Raw genomic sequence first — 14,339 nt, 5'->3', positions numbered from 1 at the left:
GGTGATACCCGTTCCCAGTGATAAGGAAAAACATGGATCTGACTTTGCAAAAAACCCTCATGCGTTACATGCTGGAATCAAAGAACGACGATTTCTTCATCGAAAAAGTCAATGCCCTGTACGCCACCGATGGCATTGCCGTGCTGCTGACCCTCTTCAAACTTCTCGCCGGAATAGACATACCACCAGAAAACTGCCTCCTGCACTGGGAAAAGACCCAGCAACACCGGCGAAAACTTACTGAACTAGTCGGCAGGAACATCGATATTACCACCGCCCTCTGCGACTACCTGCAGTCCGCAACCAGCTACCTCAACCATCCACGACTGATCGAGGCCTCGCACTACGAAAATGTCATCCATGAAACCATTCATGATAAGCTGACCGGCCTGTTCAATCGCCCCTATTTTGACGAGGCGTACAACCAGCAGGTCGCCTTGGCCAAAAGGTACAAAGACGATTTTACTGTACTTTTTCTCGATATCGACAATTTCAAAGACATCAATGACACCTATGGCCACCTGGCGGGGGACGAGGCTCTCAAGGAGATAGCCGCAACCATCATTGCTGAAAAACGCGACAGTGACATTGCCGCCCGCTTCGGCGGGGAGGAATTCGTCCTCCTGATGACCCACACTGACAACGTCAGCGCATTTATCTTCGCGGAGAGACTAAGAAAAAAGATTGAGTCCCTGAAAATTTCCTACCTCGGTCAGACAATCAACCTGACCGTCAGCGGCGGCATCGCCTCCTTCCCCTTCAACTCCCAGGACCCCCTGCAGTTGCTGCACATGGCCGACAGCGCCGTGTATCTGGCGAAAGGCGCCGGCAAAAACACCGTCTGCCACTACAAGGAAGAAAAGAGGCGGTATCTCCGGATAAAGATTCATCAACCGGTCCTCGCCAAAGAGCTCGACTTTCATAACTCCGATACCTTTACCGGCGTCAGCAAGGATATCTGCATCGGCGGGATTCTCTTTGAAAACAACGGGCCCTTACCCCTCGGGGCGCTCATCAAGGTGAAGGTTCCGGTGACCGACGGCGCCCCGGTCATCCTCATCGGCACGGTGGTGCGGGTCGAGGCCTTTGAAAACGGCAAATACGATATCGGCATGACCACCTCCTTCAAAGAGATGGATAAAATAGCCAACAATGAAATTGCCGGTATTCTTCGCAGCGCAATCATGGCATAATAAACCACAGCTGCGGGTAATGGTATTCCCCGCATCGTCCCTTTGTCCCGGGAGTGCTCGGCATGCAAACCACCCATGTTATTGTTGAAGGCCTGGTCCAAGGTGTCTGTTTTCGTGATTATACCTGCCGGCAGGCCTTCATCCTCCAGCTTACCGGCTGGGTCCGCAACCTGCCGGACGGCTCCGTTGAGGCAATGCTCCGCGGACCGAGCAATAAGGTTGCCGCCATGCTCCAGTGGCTGCGCCAGGGCTCGCCGTATGCACGGGTTGACAGGCTGCAGGTGACCGAGGTGGATGGGGATGAAGTCTTCACCACCTTTGAAATCCGTTACTGAGGCAGCCCTGCCGTTTCTTCTCCCCCGAGGTGTAAGGTGGCGTCCGCCCTTTCCTTTCAGCTGAGCCAATCGCCATGTTTCTTGCAATAGACCGCCTCAATCTCTGGTTCAACAGCTTTAATGATGACAACAAAGCTGTGCAAAACCAGGTGCTCTTTGATGTCTCGCTCAATCTGCGGGCAGGTGAAACCGTCGCTCTGGTCGGAGAATCCGGCTCGGGCAAATCGATAACCGCCCTTTCCATCCTCCGCCTCCTCGAAGACAGCAGCAACATCCGCATGGAAGGGCAGATCCGCTTTGAAGACCGCAATCTCCTGGCCCTTTCCCGGGAGGAGATCAGAAAGATCCGCGGCAACAGAATCGCCATGATCTTTCAGGAGCCGATGACCTCGCTCAACCCGGTATACACCATCGGCAATCAGCTCCTCGAACCCCTCATGCTCCATCTGCGCATGGACAAAAAAACCGCGGAAAAGGAGGCCATTCGCCTCCTCGACCGCACCGGCATTGACGAACCGGCCGAGCGCATGCACTCGTACCCGCACCAGCTGTCCGGCGGCCAGCGGCAGCGAGTCATGATCGCCATGGCCCTGGCCTGCCATCCTTCCCTGCTCATCGCCGACGAGCCGACCACCGCCCTGGATGTCACCATTCAGGCGCAGATCCTCGCCCTGATGAAAGACATCCAGGAAGAATACGGCATGGCGGTGCTGCTCATCACCCATGATCTGGAAATAGTCCACCGCCATGCCGACACCCTGTATATCATGCAACATGGCAGGATCGTTGAAAGCGGCAACAAGGCCAAGGTCTTTTCCGCCCCTTCCCATCCCTATACCCGTAAGCTGATGGCCGCTATTCCACAGACCACCCGCCAGGCCCCACCGCCGGGTCCGGTGCTGCTGGCAACGGCCAAACTCTCCTGCCACTTCACCATGTACGGCGGCTGGGTGCATCCCTTCAAGCGGCGGAAGACCCTTATCCGGGCGGTCGATGATGTCAGCATTACCATGCACCGGGGCAGCACCTGGGGCATCGTCGGCGAATCAGGATCGGGCAAGACCACCCTCGGTATGGCCATTCTCAAACTGGTCCACAGCACCGGAGCGATTATCTTTGACGGCCAGGACATTCAGCCGTGGACCAACCGCCGCCTTCGGCCACTGCGCAGCGATATCCAGATCGTCTTTCAGGACCCGTTTTCCTCGCTGTCACCACGCTTTACCGTCCAGGAGATCGTCGAAGAGGGCCTGCGTATCCATATGCCGGAGGCAAGCAGGGAGGAACGATTGCAGCTGGTCAGCGACACCCTCCGCGAGGTCGGCCTGGAGGAGGAGATGGCCTTTCGTTATCCCCATGAGTTTTCCGGCGGCCAACGGCAGCGCATCGCCATCGCCAGGGCCATCATCCTCCGCCCCAAGCTCCTCATCCTTGACGAGCCGACCTCGGCCCTCGATGTCACCATCCAGGGCCAGATCATCGCTCTCTTGCTCGAATTGCAACGAAAATATACGATGACCTATATGTTCATCTCCCATGATCTGCGGGTGGTCCGGGCCCTGGCCGATCATGTCGCGGTCATGCAGCACGGCAAGGTCATCGAGGCGGGTCCTGCACAGGAGATTTTCACCTCCCCCGTGCAGGAATATACGAGGACGCTCTTCGCCGCGGCCCTTGGCTAAACTGATAGTCTATTAATCCTCCGGCTGGCCCTGCCGCCCGTGGCGGCATTTATCGCCGCTGATATCATCCTTAAAAAGAGCAAAGCCCCGCTCCATGGCGCAGAAATCGCCGCACATGGTACAGGTCGCCTGATTTTCCGGCTGCCTGCTGTCGCGCACCTCACGCATCTTCTCCGGAAACATCGATAGCCGGAAATATTCGGCGAAATCACTGTCGCGGCGGGCAAGCGCCACCTGTTTCTCCAGCTCTCGCCGTTCGGGATATTTGGCGATATCGCCGATCCGGGCGGCCAGGCGGGTAGCCCGGACCCCTTCCCGGACGTCGTCCTCGTTCGGTAGGGCCAGATGCTCGGCCGGGGTGATATAGCAGATGAGATCCGCCCCATGCCACGCCGACTGCGCGGCGCCAACCGCGGCGGTGATGTGGTCGTAGCCGGCGCCGGAGTCGGCGGGCAGAGGTCCGAGGACATAATACGGCGCCCCGCCGCTCATCCGTTTCTCCAGCATGATATTGCCGGCAATCTCGTCAAGCGGCACATGGCCTGGGCCCTCGACCATAGTTTGACAGCCCATCTCCCGGCCGATTTCGGCCAGTTCGCAGTTGATGATCATCTCGGCCATCTGCGCCCGGTCGTGGCTGTCATGGATCGCCCCGGCACGGATGCCATTGCCGAGCGACAGGACTGCATCATATTTCTTCATCAGGTTGCAGACCCGGTCAAACTGGTCGTACAGGGGATTTTCCCGGTTGTTGTACTCCATCCATGAGACCATGAAGGTGCCGCCCTTCGACACCAGCCCGCCATAACGAAAACCCTGCTTGCGCAGGCGTTCGATGGAAAAGCGGTTAATGCCACAATGGATGGCCATAAAGGACATGCCATCGGCCAGCTGGCGCTCGATGAGCTCAAAGAGGTATTCCGGATCGAGCTTGTTGGGGTTGTGAAATTTCCTCCCCGCCTCGGCAAATGCTTGATACAGGGGAACATTGCCCACCGGCAGTGAGCAATGTTCAAGGACCGCCCGGCGGATGGCGTCGAGATCGCCGCCAGTGGACAGCTCCATCAGGGTATCCGCCCCTTCCCGTTCGGCAATCCGCGCCTTACGGATCTCCATGGCGACATTGGCGATATCCGAGGAGGTGCCGATGGAGGCATTGACCTTGGTGCGCAGCCCCTTGCCGATACCGCAGGCCTTCTGCAGGGGCCTTGCCGGATTACAGGGGATAACAATATGACCGGCAGCCACCCCCTGCCGTATCTCCTCGGCGGTAAAGCCTTCGTCTTTTGCCACCGCCGCCATAAGCGGTGTAACACTTCCTTCCTTTGCCAACTCAAGCTGGGTCTTCATCATACTCCTCCATGCTGGTTATTCCTGTCGGGCGGGCAATAAAAAAGTCCGTGCCACGGGCTGACGCCGCGACACGGACTTATATGGACAAGAAAGTCGTTTTCTCCCCGGCAGGTCTTCTGACTTGCGGCTCACCCTCCGACTGTACCTTCCCGTCCCAAAACATCCGGAACAGTGGTCATTCCACAGTCTTCGTCCCCGCTTACAGCGCTGGCCCAGCGTTGCGGATTTGCACCGCATTCCCTTTTCACCGCCACCCCTGCGGGCAGCGACACCTGAAAGATATGATTGTATTCGGCAGGGATAATAGCAAAGGCGAATGCAAAAGTAAATCGCCGATATTTTTTCACCGGCAGAACTAATGACGTTCCCCGCAAGATGTTCTATGGTGTGTGGCAAATCGCCACTACCCTCATCCCTTTACCGGCAACCACCATATGTTTCCAGAATCGACCCTGTCATCCGCACCCCATTCCCCGGGCGTCTACCTGATGCAGGACGGCAAGTCCGTCGTGCTCTATGTAGGCAAGGCCAAGGATCTGTTCAAGCGGCTGTCTTCCTACGCCCATTACTCGGGGGCCGCGCACAGCAAAACCGCCGTCATGCTGCACCATGTCCGCAAGGTCGATACCATCATCACCAATACCGAAAAGGAGGCGCTGATCCTTGAGGCCTCCCTCATCAAGAAACACAAGCCGAAGTACAACATCATCCTCCGTGATGATAAAAACTATCCCTACATCAAGGTAACCGTTCAGGAAACCTGGCCACGGGTATTCATGGCCAGGCGCAAGAGCCGCGACAAGGCCCGCTACTTCGGGCCTTTTTCCTCGGTCGGCAGCATGTGGGCGACGCTCCGCCTCATTGCCGCTCTGTTTCCCCTGAGAAACTGCAAGAGCAGTGAGTTGAAGCCCCGGCCACGGCCCTGCCTCAACCGGCAGATCGGCCGGTGTCTGGCGCCATGCGCTGGAGGTGCCGACCGTTCTTTATACCTGGAACATGTCAACAAAATCATCATGCTCCTTGAAGGCCGCAACCGCGACCTGACCCAGACCCTTACCCAGCAGATGTCCGCCGCCGCCGAGGAACTTGATTTCGAAAGGGCGGCAGAACTCAGGGACCAGATCGCCGCCCTCTCCACCACCCTGGAAAAACAAGTCATTGCCGCCAGCCACAACAAGGACCAGGATGTCTTCGGCTTTGCCAGAAAAGACGCGGCGGTGATAATCGCCATTCTCTTTATCAGAAACGGCCTGCTCAACGGCAGCCGGACTTTCTTTCTCGCCGACCCTTACGGCGACGACGCCTCGATCCTTTCCCAGGTCCTCAGCCAGTTCTACGACAGCGACGCCCTCATCCCGGGGGAAATTCTCCTGCCCTTTGCCCCGGCCGATCTTGAGCTGCTCACCGAGCATCTCGGCGACAGCGCTGGTGGCCGCATTTCCTTGAAGATCCCGCAGCGGGGCGATTCCCTGCAGCTGGTCGCCATGGCCACCGCCAATGCCCTGCAGTCCTTCGAGGAAAAGGAACAGAAGAGCCGATCCTGGGACAAACTCGGCGAGAGCTTGCAGAAGACCCTCCATCTCGCCCGTCCGCCGCTGAGCATCGAATGCCTTGATATCTCCAATATCAGCGGCAAGCAGGCAATAGGCTCGCTGGTGGCTTTTCATCTGGGCGAACCGGACAAGGCGAATTTCCGCCATTACAAGATAAAAACCGTCGAAGGCCCCAACGATTACGCGATGATGAAGGAGGTTCTGGAACGGCGATTACGCCGCGGCATGGAGGAGGAAAACCTTCCCGACCTCTTCCTCGTCGATGGCGGCAAGGGCCAGCTCGGCATGGCCCTTGCAGTCGCAGGCGAATTGGGAATAACTGACAGCATCGACTGGCTGGGGATCGCCAAGGAAAAGCAGGAAGAGGGGGAAAAACTCTATAAGCCGGGCCGGAAGAACCCGATTGTCCTACCGGCGCACAACCCAGTCCTGCTTTTCCTGATGCGTATCCGCGACGAATCACACCGCTACGGCATCACCTTCCACCGCAAACTCCGAGGCAAGGCCACCCTCGCCTCGGCCATCGACCAGATCCCCGGTATCGGCACCACCAAAAAGCAGGAACTGCTTCGCCACATGGGCAGCCTGAAACGGCTCAAGGCAGCCACTACCCCGGAACTCATGGAAGTCAAAGGAATCGGTCCGGAGCTGGCATCGACGATCTTCAATTTCTTCCACGGCCGGGAAATCACCGGGGACGGCAATTGATCCACTGCTACCTTTCATAAATCCACCGTCGTCCCGGCTGGATTTTCCCGGCAATTGCCGCGGTTTGCCGACTGTCTGCCGGCCCTGTCTTCATGATTCTCATTGACTTGATCAAAGATGAGTATTACCAATACTATGTCTGTATAGGTGAAGCGATAAGAACCTTTAGATTATCAAGGGCGGGATTATGGGGAAAATCAGCAAACACGTAGACAAGCACATCAAGTATTTCAAATGTGAAGTATGCCTGAAAAACATCCCTATCGAGTATTATTTCACTGTCGGTGACTCCATCACCTGCACCGACTGCAGTGCGGAATACATCCTGCAGTCGAAGAGCCCGCTCGAACTCACCAGGCAGGCCGTTGATTTTTATAAACTGGATTTTGACGAACCCGCCTGAGCTCGCGCCGACACCGCACCATTTTAAAAGGCCGGATCATTTGTGCTTAGCAGATGAATCCGGCCTTTTTTGTATCTTGATCGACTGCGGATAAAGGACAATGGAGAAAAATAAGATGACCACCAGCACCTTCGATCTTCCCTACGGCGATGAGATACGCTCACTGCACCTGCCGGTCCACAGCGCCATCCTGCGGACACAGGAGCAAAAAGCCCTCATCACCCCCGCCCTTTTTCAGACGCGGCTGCGACATGCCCTTGCCGCAAATCCGCTCGACCTGTCCCGGCCGGTGCTGGTAGTGGCCGATAAAACCAGGCTTTGCGGCTATGCCGAATACCTGCCGGTCCTGATCGGCGAACTGCAGGCGCATGGCATGGCGCCAGGGGTGCTGCGGGTCATTGTCGCCTACGGCACCCACGCCCGGCAAAGCGATGAAGAATGCCGGCAGGCCTACGGCCAGCTGTACGACGAGCTGACCTTCATCCATCATGACTGCCGGGAACCTGATATCTTCACGGAGCAGGGCAAGACGACACGCAACACCCCGATCCGCCACCGCCGGGACCTGGCAGCGGCCAGCGCCATCATCACCATGGGGGCGGTTTCCCATCACTATTTTGCCGGATACGGCGGCGGGCGCAAGCTGATCTTTCCCGGTTGCGGCGAGCGCCAGGCAATCTATACTAACCATGCCCTGTTTCTCGACCGCGCGGCAGGGCACATCGCCAGCGGCTGTCAGCCCGGCCGTCTGGACGGCAATCCTCTCGCCGAGGACCTCTTTGAAATCGAAGAAACCCTGCCGGCGCACCTTGCCATCCACGGCATCCTTGACGATCAGGGCAGACTGTGCGATCTCCTGGCCGGCCGGGGCCGGGAACTCTTTACACAGGCCTGCGCCATCCACGGCAAGGCCTGTGAAATCAGCTCGCCCCAATTTGATCTGGTTGTCGCCTCCTGCGGCGGTTTTCCAAAGGATATCAACTTCATCCAGAGCCATAAGGCGGTCCACAACGCAGCGATGTTCGTTCGCGACGGCGGTCTCCTGCTCCTGTACGCCAGGTGCCGGGACGGGGTCGGCTCGACAACCTTTCTCCCCTGGTTCGAGATGGGCGGTTTTGCCGCTGCCTTTAGTCATCTTGCCGGCCATTACGAAGGCAATGGCGGCACAGCACTGGCGATGATGACCAAAACGCAGCGAATTCGTATCGGCCTGGTAACCGGCCTTGATGACACCATCTGCCGGCTCATCGGGGTAGAAACCTGGGATCACCGGCAGGTTGCCGCCCATCTCCAGGGGCTTGGCGACACTACCAGCGTCGCCTGTATCACCAATGCCAGCCTGCTGGTGCGAAACTCATGATTCCCTTCAATTTTGATTTCCCCTACGCCTCGCAGCGTATGCCCCTTCTGGCTGACAATGTCGTCGCTACTTCCCATCCTCTGGCCGTAGAAGCCGGGCTTGATATGCTGCGCCGGGGAGGCAATGCGATGGATGCGGCCATCGCCGCGGCGATCACCCTGACGGTTGTCGAACCAACCTCGAACGGGATCGGCTCGGACGGCTTTGCCATCCTCTGGGACGGCAAGGCCCTGCATGGCCTGAACGCCTCCGGACGCGCCCCCGCCGCCTGGACACCGGAGTATTTTGCCGGTAAATATCCCGGCCTGCAGAGCATGCCCGAACGTGGCATCGATACGGTGACTATCCCGGGGGCCGTGTCGCAATGGGTGGCACTGTCCGAGCGCTTCGGCCTACTGCCCTTTGCTGACCTCTTCGCTCCGGCCATCCACTACGCCCAAACGGGACACCTCGTTACACCGATCACCGCCGCAAGCTGGGCGCGGCAGATGGAAGCCCTTGATGCGCCTGACCTCCACCGCGATTTTACCGGCAATGGCCTGCCGCCCAGGGCCGGCAGCAGGTGGCGCTTTGCCGGGCAGGCACAGACTTTAGAAGAAATCGCCGCCAGCCGGGGAGAGAGTTTCTATCGCGGCCCGCTTGCCGGAAAAATGGTGGCACACCTCCAGGCCCAGGGCGGCGTGCACACCCTGGAAGATTTTGCCGGCCACCGGGCCGAATGGGTTACGCCAATAAGCCTTGACTACAACCAGGTCCGGCTGCACGAGATTCCACCAAACGGCCAGGGGCTTGCGGCCCTTCTCTGCCTCGGTATCCTCCGGGAATGTGATCTGCGGCGCTACTCGGTCGATTCGGCCGACAGCGTCCACCTGCAGATCGAGGCGATGAAGCTGGCCTTCGCCGACGCCTTCCGCTACATCAGCGACCCCGCCTGCATGGATGTGCCGGTTGAATCCTTGCTTGGCCGGAACTATCTGCAGTCCCGCGCCGCCCTCATTCGCATGGACCAGGCGAGAACCCCGGTCCATGGCATTCCCATCCACGGCGGCACGGTCTACCTCAGCACCGCCGATGCCGGCGGCATGATGGTCAGCCTCATCCAATCCAACTACATGGGCTTCGGCTCGGGAGTGGTAGTGCCAGGTACGGGCATCAGCCTGCAGAACCGTGGCTATGGCTTTGTGCGCACACCGGGCCACCCCAACTGCGTCGGACCGGGCAAACGCCCCTACCAGACCATCATCCCAGGCTTTGTCACTGATCTCAGCGGCCGGCCACTGATGTCCTTTGGCGTCATGGGCGGCCATATGCAGCCGCAGGGGCATGTGCAGATGGTGACCCGCATCTGCGACTACGGCCAGAACCCCCAGGCCGCCTCCGACGCGCCGCGCTGGATAGTCAATGGCGACGGCAGCATCGGCCTCGAACCCGCCCTTGCCGCAATACTGGGCGATGCCCTCCGGCAACGTGGCCACAAGCTTACCTCCGCCGAGGCAGTCAGGTATGCCTTCGGCGGCGCCCAGCTCATCTGGCGGACCTCCGAAGGCTATATCGCCGGCTCGGACCACCGCAAGGACGGGCTTGCCGCCGGCTTCTAAAACTATTCAAGGCATCGGCCGAAAAGCTGCCGAAAAAAATTGCACATGCTCGAATAAACGAGTAATTTTGCCCTGATCGGAGAAGAAAATCAGGGCACTGCCTTTTGCACAACCCGCCCAAACTGACCATAAGTTACCCCTCCGCTTCGCGTGTCTTTCAGCCGTTGACAAACATTGCCGGTTGACCCGGCCTGTACATGCTCTTTGTTTCAGAACCAGCCAAGGAGAGGACGATGGGAGTTTTTCGAGACAGCAAACAGGTCATCTTGGGTGTGCTCTTTTTCGCCTTTGTGGCCTGGTCAGTTTACGGTGCGGCAGCGACGATTGAGACCTACGCCTTCCGTATGGTCCATGTAGCCTTTATCCTGGTCCTCGGCTTTCTCACCCTGCCGTTTTCACCAAAGGCAAACAAATGGCTGAACAGAGTGGACATTGTCCTTGCCCTGCTTGGCATTGCCGCCATCGTTTACTCCCTTTACGACCTCGACCAATTCATCCGCCGCTCGACCCTGCCGGAAACCTGGGACATGGTCTTCGGCATCCTGACCATCCTCATGCTGGTGGAGTTGTCGCGGCGGACGGTGGGCACCGCCTTTACCCTCGTGCTGGTGGGCTTTCTCCTCTACGCCTGCCTGGGCAATTATATCCCCGGACCGCTTGCCCATAAGGGCTACGATCTCGACCGCATCGTCGGTCATATGACCATGACCCTGGAAGGGGTGTTCGGCGTGCCGATCTCGGTCAGCGTGTCCTTTGTCATGCTCTTCGTGGTCTATGGGGTGTTCATGGATGCGGCGGGAGCCGGCAGATTCTGGCTTGATATGTCCCTGTCGGTAATGGGCCGCAGTTCGGCCAGCGCCGGACGCGGTGCGGTGGTGACCACCGCCCTGCTCGGCGGACCGCAGGCAAGCGGTGTGGCGACGACCATGTCGGTGACTCCGATCATGTGGCCCATCCTCCGCCAGGCGGGCTACACCCCCGATATGGCCGCTGGCCTCATCTCGGCTGGCGGCATCGGCGCCGTGATCTCGCCGCCCTTGATGGGCGCCGGGGCCTTTCTCATTATGCAGTTCCTGAAGATCTCCTTCTGGGACGTGGTGGTGATGGTGTCCATGCCGACATTGCTGTACTACATCGGCACCCTGGTCATGGTGGAACTTGAGGCGCGGAAGATGCATTTCAACCCACCTAAGGAAGTGGCGCAGCCGGTCTGGCAGGTGTTGAGAAAGCAAGGCTACCATCTCATCTCCCTGGTGGTACTGATCGCCCTCCTCGTCGGCTGGAACCTTTCCCCGGAAATGGCGGCTCTCGGCGCCATAGCCACGACCATTGCCGCAAGCTTTCTCAGCAAGGACCGCGAAGAATGGCTGCTGCCGAAGAAGATCGTCCTGGCAACCATCGACGGTGCCCGGAACATGCTGCCTGTCGCTGTCCTGCTGGCCGCCGCCGGGCTCATTGTCGGCGTCTTCTCGCTCACCGGCCTCGGCCTGAAGATCTCGACGATCATCATGTCGCTGAGCGGCGGATCGATCATCATCGCCCTGTTTCTAGCCTTGTTCACCTCTTTTGTCATCGGCCTCAGCCTGCCGATTACCGCCACCTATATCATGACGGTGGTGATGGTCGCCCCCGCCCTCGTCAAGGTGGGCGTTCCCGATTATGTGGCGCATCTCCTGGCCTTTTATTTCGCCGTGTTATCGGAGGTCTCCCCGCCGGTTGGGCTGTCGCCGTCGGCCGCCGCCGCGGTAACCGGGGGCAATCCGTTCGGATCGATGATGCAGGCCTGGAAGTATTCTCTGCCAGCTTTTCTCGTGCCGTTTTTGTTTGCGGCAACCCAAGAAGGCGCCAATCTGTTGATCATCGGCGCGACGCTGCCGGGATTTATCCAGGCGGTGCTCAACAGCAGTTTCTCCTTATTTTTCCTGTCGCTGGGCATCGTCGCCTACTTTCGCGGGCCACTCAATGTCTTTGAACGGGCGATCCTCATTATCATCGCCGTATTCATGGTGATCAAGGTTATTGATTTTTCGCTGGTTGGCTTAGTGCCTGTTGGCATAGGCATGGTTGTTGTCATCCGCAACTGGATGGTTCATAGGACTGTCGCAGGCAGCGTTACCGCCTAAAGCTGAGTTGAGTAGCTTGTCTGCTCAAACGAAACGTTTGCCCTTGCGGTATGAGTGCCCCTTTTCGGGGATGCGCAGCTCCACGAAATTCTTTCTATAAAAAGAAACGAATTTCTCCGTTACCAAAATCATTTATGGGGAGGAAGAAGATGAAGGCAAGAAGCATGATGTACCTGGCCATCGCCCTGGTATTCCTGGTAGCCTCGTACGCCCAGCCAGTAAAGGCTCAGGACAAGCTGTCATTTAGTATTGTCACCGGTGGAACGGGCGGCGTCTGGTATCCGCTCGGCGGCGCCATTGGCGGTCTGGTCACCCAGAAGGTTGCCGGTACCGAGGCCACCGCCGAGGCCACCACCGCGGCCCTGGACAATCTCAAACTGCTCACCGCCGGCAAGGCGGGTATGGCCTTTGCCTATGACTATCACGTACCCTGGGTCAATGAAGGCAAGATGCCGGGATTGAACGGTAAATTCAACGTTCGTATCGTCATGGGCTTTTACGAGCAACCGCTGCATGTGGTCACCAAGGACGGCACCGGCATCAAGAGCCTGGCCGACCTCAAAGGCAAGCGGGTCTCCACCGGCGCCCCCAACAGCGGCACGGAAGAACAGGCAGCCTATGTGCTTAAGTCACTCGGCATCGACATGGATAAGGATCTCAAACGTGAGAAACTTGGTGCAACCGAATGTGTTGCCGGCCTGAAAGACGGCAAACTTGACGCCTTCTTCTGGAGCGGGGCGGTGCCCACCGGCTCGATAATCGACCTGGCCTCCACCTCCGGCCTGAAGATGGTCCTTCTGCCCATCGATGGCGACAATGCCGAGAAGATCCAGAAGGAAAACCCCGGGGTATTTCATAAAACCGTCTTTGCCAAAGGCAGCTACGCAAGCGTCGAGGCCGACGTCAATACCCTGGCGATCACCGCCGTGCTGATGGCCATGGACAAGTTCCCGGAAGACAGGATGTACCAGATCGTCAGCGCCATCTTTGCCAACCAGAAGGACCTGGCGGCCGTTGCCAAGGAAGTTGCCAAGCTGACTCCTGAGATGGCCGTTAAACAGGCCAATGCCGAGTCGCAAAAATTCATTCACAATGGTGCCGCCAAGTTTTTCAAAGAGCAAGGCGTCATTAAATAGAGGTCAATGGAGTTCAGTCGCAAAAAACTCCTCGTGCCGGCCGTTCTGGCCGGCACGATCCTGGCGGCCTGGCTTGGTCTGCAGATCACCGTTCCATGGTATACCCGGCTGCTGCTAAAAGACGGCGCAACCGGGCGGCAGCTGTTGTCGGTTATCCTGGCTGACGGGGAAAGTGCCGCTCTGACCTGGCACAATTCCCTCTTTGATCTGGATGTTACAGAAGATTTTATTGCCGAAAAAGGCCTACTCGTGCAGACGGCAGTGACCTTCGCCGACCCGCGCGGCCTGCCGCCGATGCGCATAGCCCCGGAAGAGGTCGACGATTTCTACCACACCGGCGGCCCCTTCACGACGACCGGACTCCGGCGGCCATTTTCCCGAATCGTCTACCGCGTCGGAGACATAGGCAAACCCAGCTTTACCGCCGGCAATACAACCATCAAATTCAAAAACGAAGTCGGTTTCGGCGGCCAGGTGGTGCTCAGCACCACCCGGCCCAACCTGTACGGCCTGGTTGTCGAATCTCTACAACGGGTCTGGCGCTGATCCCCTGAGGGCCAGGCGACCGTCCTTTCTCAGCCCTTCTCAATAGTTACGGGAATGCCCCCGGTGCGAATCCCTGACCGGATATCGGTGATTATCCCGCCTTGGTAAATCCTGGACGTTCCACCGGTGGTTCCTTTCCCAGTGCCTGTCCGATTTCCAGCTTCTCCAGTTCCGTTGGACCCGATCATGAGGCAGTGGTTCCGCGTGCCACCGATGTCCTCGCCAAATACCCTCCCGATAATCGTTCCTCCAACTTCTTGGGACATGGCGATAGAAAGTGGGTTCCCCCTTGTATCGATGCCAGCCAGAGCTATGATGCCGGGACCGATACCACCGTCCTTCCCACGGC

General features: G+C 58.3%; 11 protein-coding genes and 1 riboswitch. Of the genes, 10 read left to right on the top strand and 1 reads right to left on the bottom strand.

Translation table 11 applies throughout. The annotated features are described in order from the left end of the window. Nucleotides 1-32 precede the first annotated feature (32 nt). The 3 genes from OEL83_09870 (at nucleotide 33) to OEL83_09860 (ending at nucleotide 3,210) form a co-directional block, all read left to right on the top strand. Nucleotides 33-1,193, top strand: coding sequence for a GGDEF domain-containing protein (locus OEL83_09870; GenBank protein ID MDK9707347.1), 1,161 nt, complete (start codon nucleotides 33-35; stop codon nucleotides 1,191-1,193). 62 nt (nucleotides 1,194-1,255) lie between these two features. Then, nucleotides 1,256-1,528 (top strand): acylphosphatase, encoded by a 273-nt coding sequence (locus OEL83_09865; GenBank protein MDK9707346.1) that lies wholly within the window; start codon nucleotides 1,256-1,258, stop codon nucleotides 1,526-1,528. 74 nt (nucleotides 1,529-1,602) lie between these two features. Then, a complete protein-coding gene (locus OEL83_09860) occupies nucleotides 1,603-3,210 on the top strand; it encodes a dipeptide ABC transporter ATP-binding protein (protein MDK9707345.1) in 1,608 nt (535 codons plus the stop codon). Nucleotides 3,211-3,222: 12 nt separating this feature from the next. Here OEL83_09860 and thiC read toward each other — a convergent pair whose 3' ends face one another. Continuing rightward, nucleotides 3,223-4,560, bottom strand: a complete 1,338-nt coding sequence (gene thiC, locus OEL83_09855) for a phosphomethylpyrimidine synthase ThiC (GenBank protein ID MDK9707344.1) — start codon at nucleotides 4,558-4,560, stop codon at nucleotides 3,223-3,225. Between the two features lie 91 nt (nucleotides 4,561-4,651). Next, nucleotides 4,652-4,854: riboswitch (cobalamin riboswitch) on the bottom strand. A 143-nt stretch (nucleotides 4,855-4,997) separates the two neighbouring features. On the opposite strand from thiC, the gene uvrC reads away from it, so the two are divergent. From uvrC to OEL83_09820, 7 genes are all read left to right on the top strand, one after another. Beyond that, a complete protein-coding gene (gene uvrC, locus OEL83_09850) occupies nucleotides 4,998-6,824 on the top strand; it encodes an excinuclease ABC subunit UvrC (protein MDK9707343.1) in 1,827 nt (608 codons plus the stop codon). A 187-nt stretch (nucleotides 6,825-7,011) separates the two neighbouring features. After that, nucleotides 7,012-7,227 carry a hypothetical protein gene (locus OEL83_09845; GenBank protein MDK9707342.1) on the top strand — a complete coding sequence of 72 codons (216 nt, stop codon included), beginning with the start codon at nucleotides 7,012-7,014 and terminating at the stop codon, nucleotides 7,225-7,227. A 100-nt stretch (nucleotides 7,228-7,327) separates the two neighbouring features. Beyond that, entirely contained in the window at nucleotides 7,328-8,587 is a 1,260-nt protein-coding gene (locus OEL83_09840; protein ID MDK9707341.1) for a lactate racemase domain-containing protein, read from the top strand. Then, entirely contained in the window at nucleotides 8,584-10,185 is a 1,602-nt protein-coding gene (locus OEL83_09835; GenBank protein ID MDK9707340.1) for a gamma-glutamyltransferase family protein, read from the top strand. Before OEL83_09840 ends, OEL83_09835 begins: the two co-directional genes overlap by 4 nt. Before the next feature lie 233 nt (nucleotides 10,186-10,418). After that, nucleotides 10,419-12,308, top strand: coding sequence for a TRAP transporter fused permease subunit (locus OEL83_09830; protein MDK9707339.1), 1,890 nt, complete (start codon nucleotides 10,419-10,421; stop codon nucleotides 12,306-12,308). Nucleotides 12,309-12,457: 149 nt separating this feature from the next. Continuing rightward, nucleotides 12,458-13,444 carry a TAXI family TRAP transporter solute-binding subunit gene (locus tag OEL83_09825; protein ID MDK9707338.1) on the top strand — a complete coding sequence of 329 codons (987 nt, stop codon included), beginning with the start codon at nucleotides 12,458-12,460 and terminating at the stop codon, nucleotides 13,442-13,444. A gap of 6 nt (nucleotides 13,445-13,450) precedes the next feature. Then, entirely contained in the window at nucleotides 13,451-13,990 is a 540-nt protein-coding gene (locus tag OEL83_09820; GenBank protein MDK9707337.1) for a hypothetical protein, read from the top strand. The last annotated feature ends 349 nt before the right edge of the window (nucleotides 13,991-14,339 follow it).

This window comes from Desulforhopalus sp., assembly GCA_030247675.1.
GTDB lineage: Bacteria > Desulfobacterota > Desulfobulbia > Desulfobulbales > Desulfocapsaceae > Desulforhopalus_A.
The sequence above is the reverse complement of the archived record's forward strand: the minus strand, read 5'-3'. Positions and strand labels throughout refer to the sequence as shown.

Coding starts and splice junctions, on each gene's coding strand:
- OEL83_09870 (MDK9707347.1), top strand. CDS start 33: ATGGATCTGACTTTGCAAAAAACCCTCATGCGTTACATGCTGGAATCA.
- OEL83_09865 (MDK9707346.1), top strand. CDS start 1,256: ATGCAAACCACCCATGTTATTGTTGAAGGCCTGGTCCAAGGTGTCTGT.
- OEL83_09860 (MDK9707345.1), top strand. CDS start 1,603: ATGTTTCTTGCAATAGACCGCCTCAATCTCTGGTTCAACAGCTTTAAT.
- thiC (MDK9707344.1), bottom strand. CDS start 4,560: ATGAAGACCCAGCTTGAGTTGGCAAAGGAAGGAAGTGTTACACCGCTT.
- uvrC (MDK9707343.1), top strand. CDS start 4,998: ATGTTTCCAGAATCGACCCTGTCATCCGCACCCCATTCCCCGGGCGTC.
- OEL83_09845 (MDK9707342.1), top strand. CDS start 7,012: ATGGGGAAAATCAGCAAACACGTAGACAAGCACATCAAGTATTTCAAA.
- OEL83_09840 (MDK9707341.1), top strand. CDS start 7,328: ATGGAGAAAAATAAGATGACCACCAGCACCTTCGATCTTCCCTACGGC.
- OEL83_09835 (MDK9707340.1), top strand. CDS start 8,584: ATGATTCCCTTCAATTTTGATTTCCCCTACGCCTCGCAGCGTATGCCC.
- OEL83_09830 (MDK9707339.1), top strand. CDS start 10,419: ATGGGAGTTTTTCGAGACAGCAAACAGGTCATCTTGGGTGTGCTCTTT.
- OEL83_09825 (MDK9707338.1), top strand. CDS start 12,458: ATGAAGGCAAGAAGCATGATGTACCTGGCCATCGCCCTGGTATTCCTG.
- OEL83_09820 (MDK9707337.1), top strand. CDS start 13,451: ATGGAGTTCAGTCGCAAAAAACTCCTCGTGCCGGCCGTTCTGGCCGGC.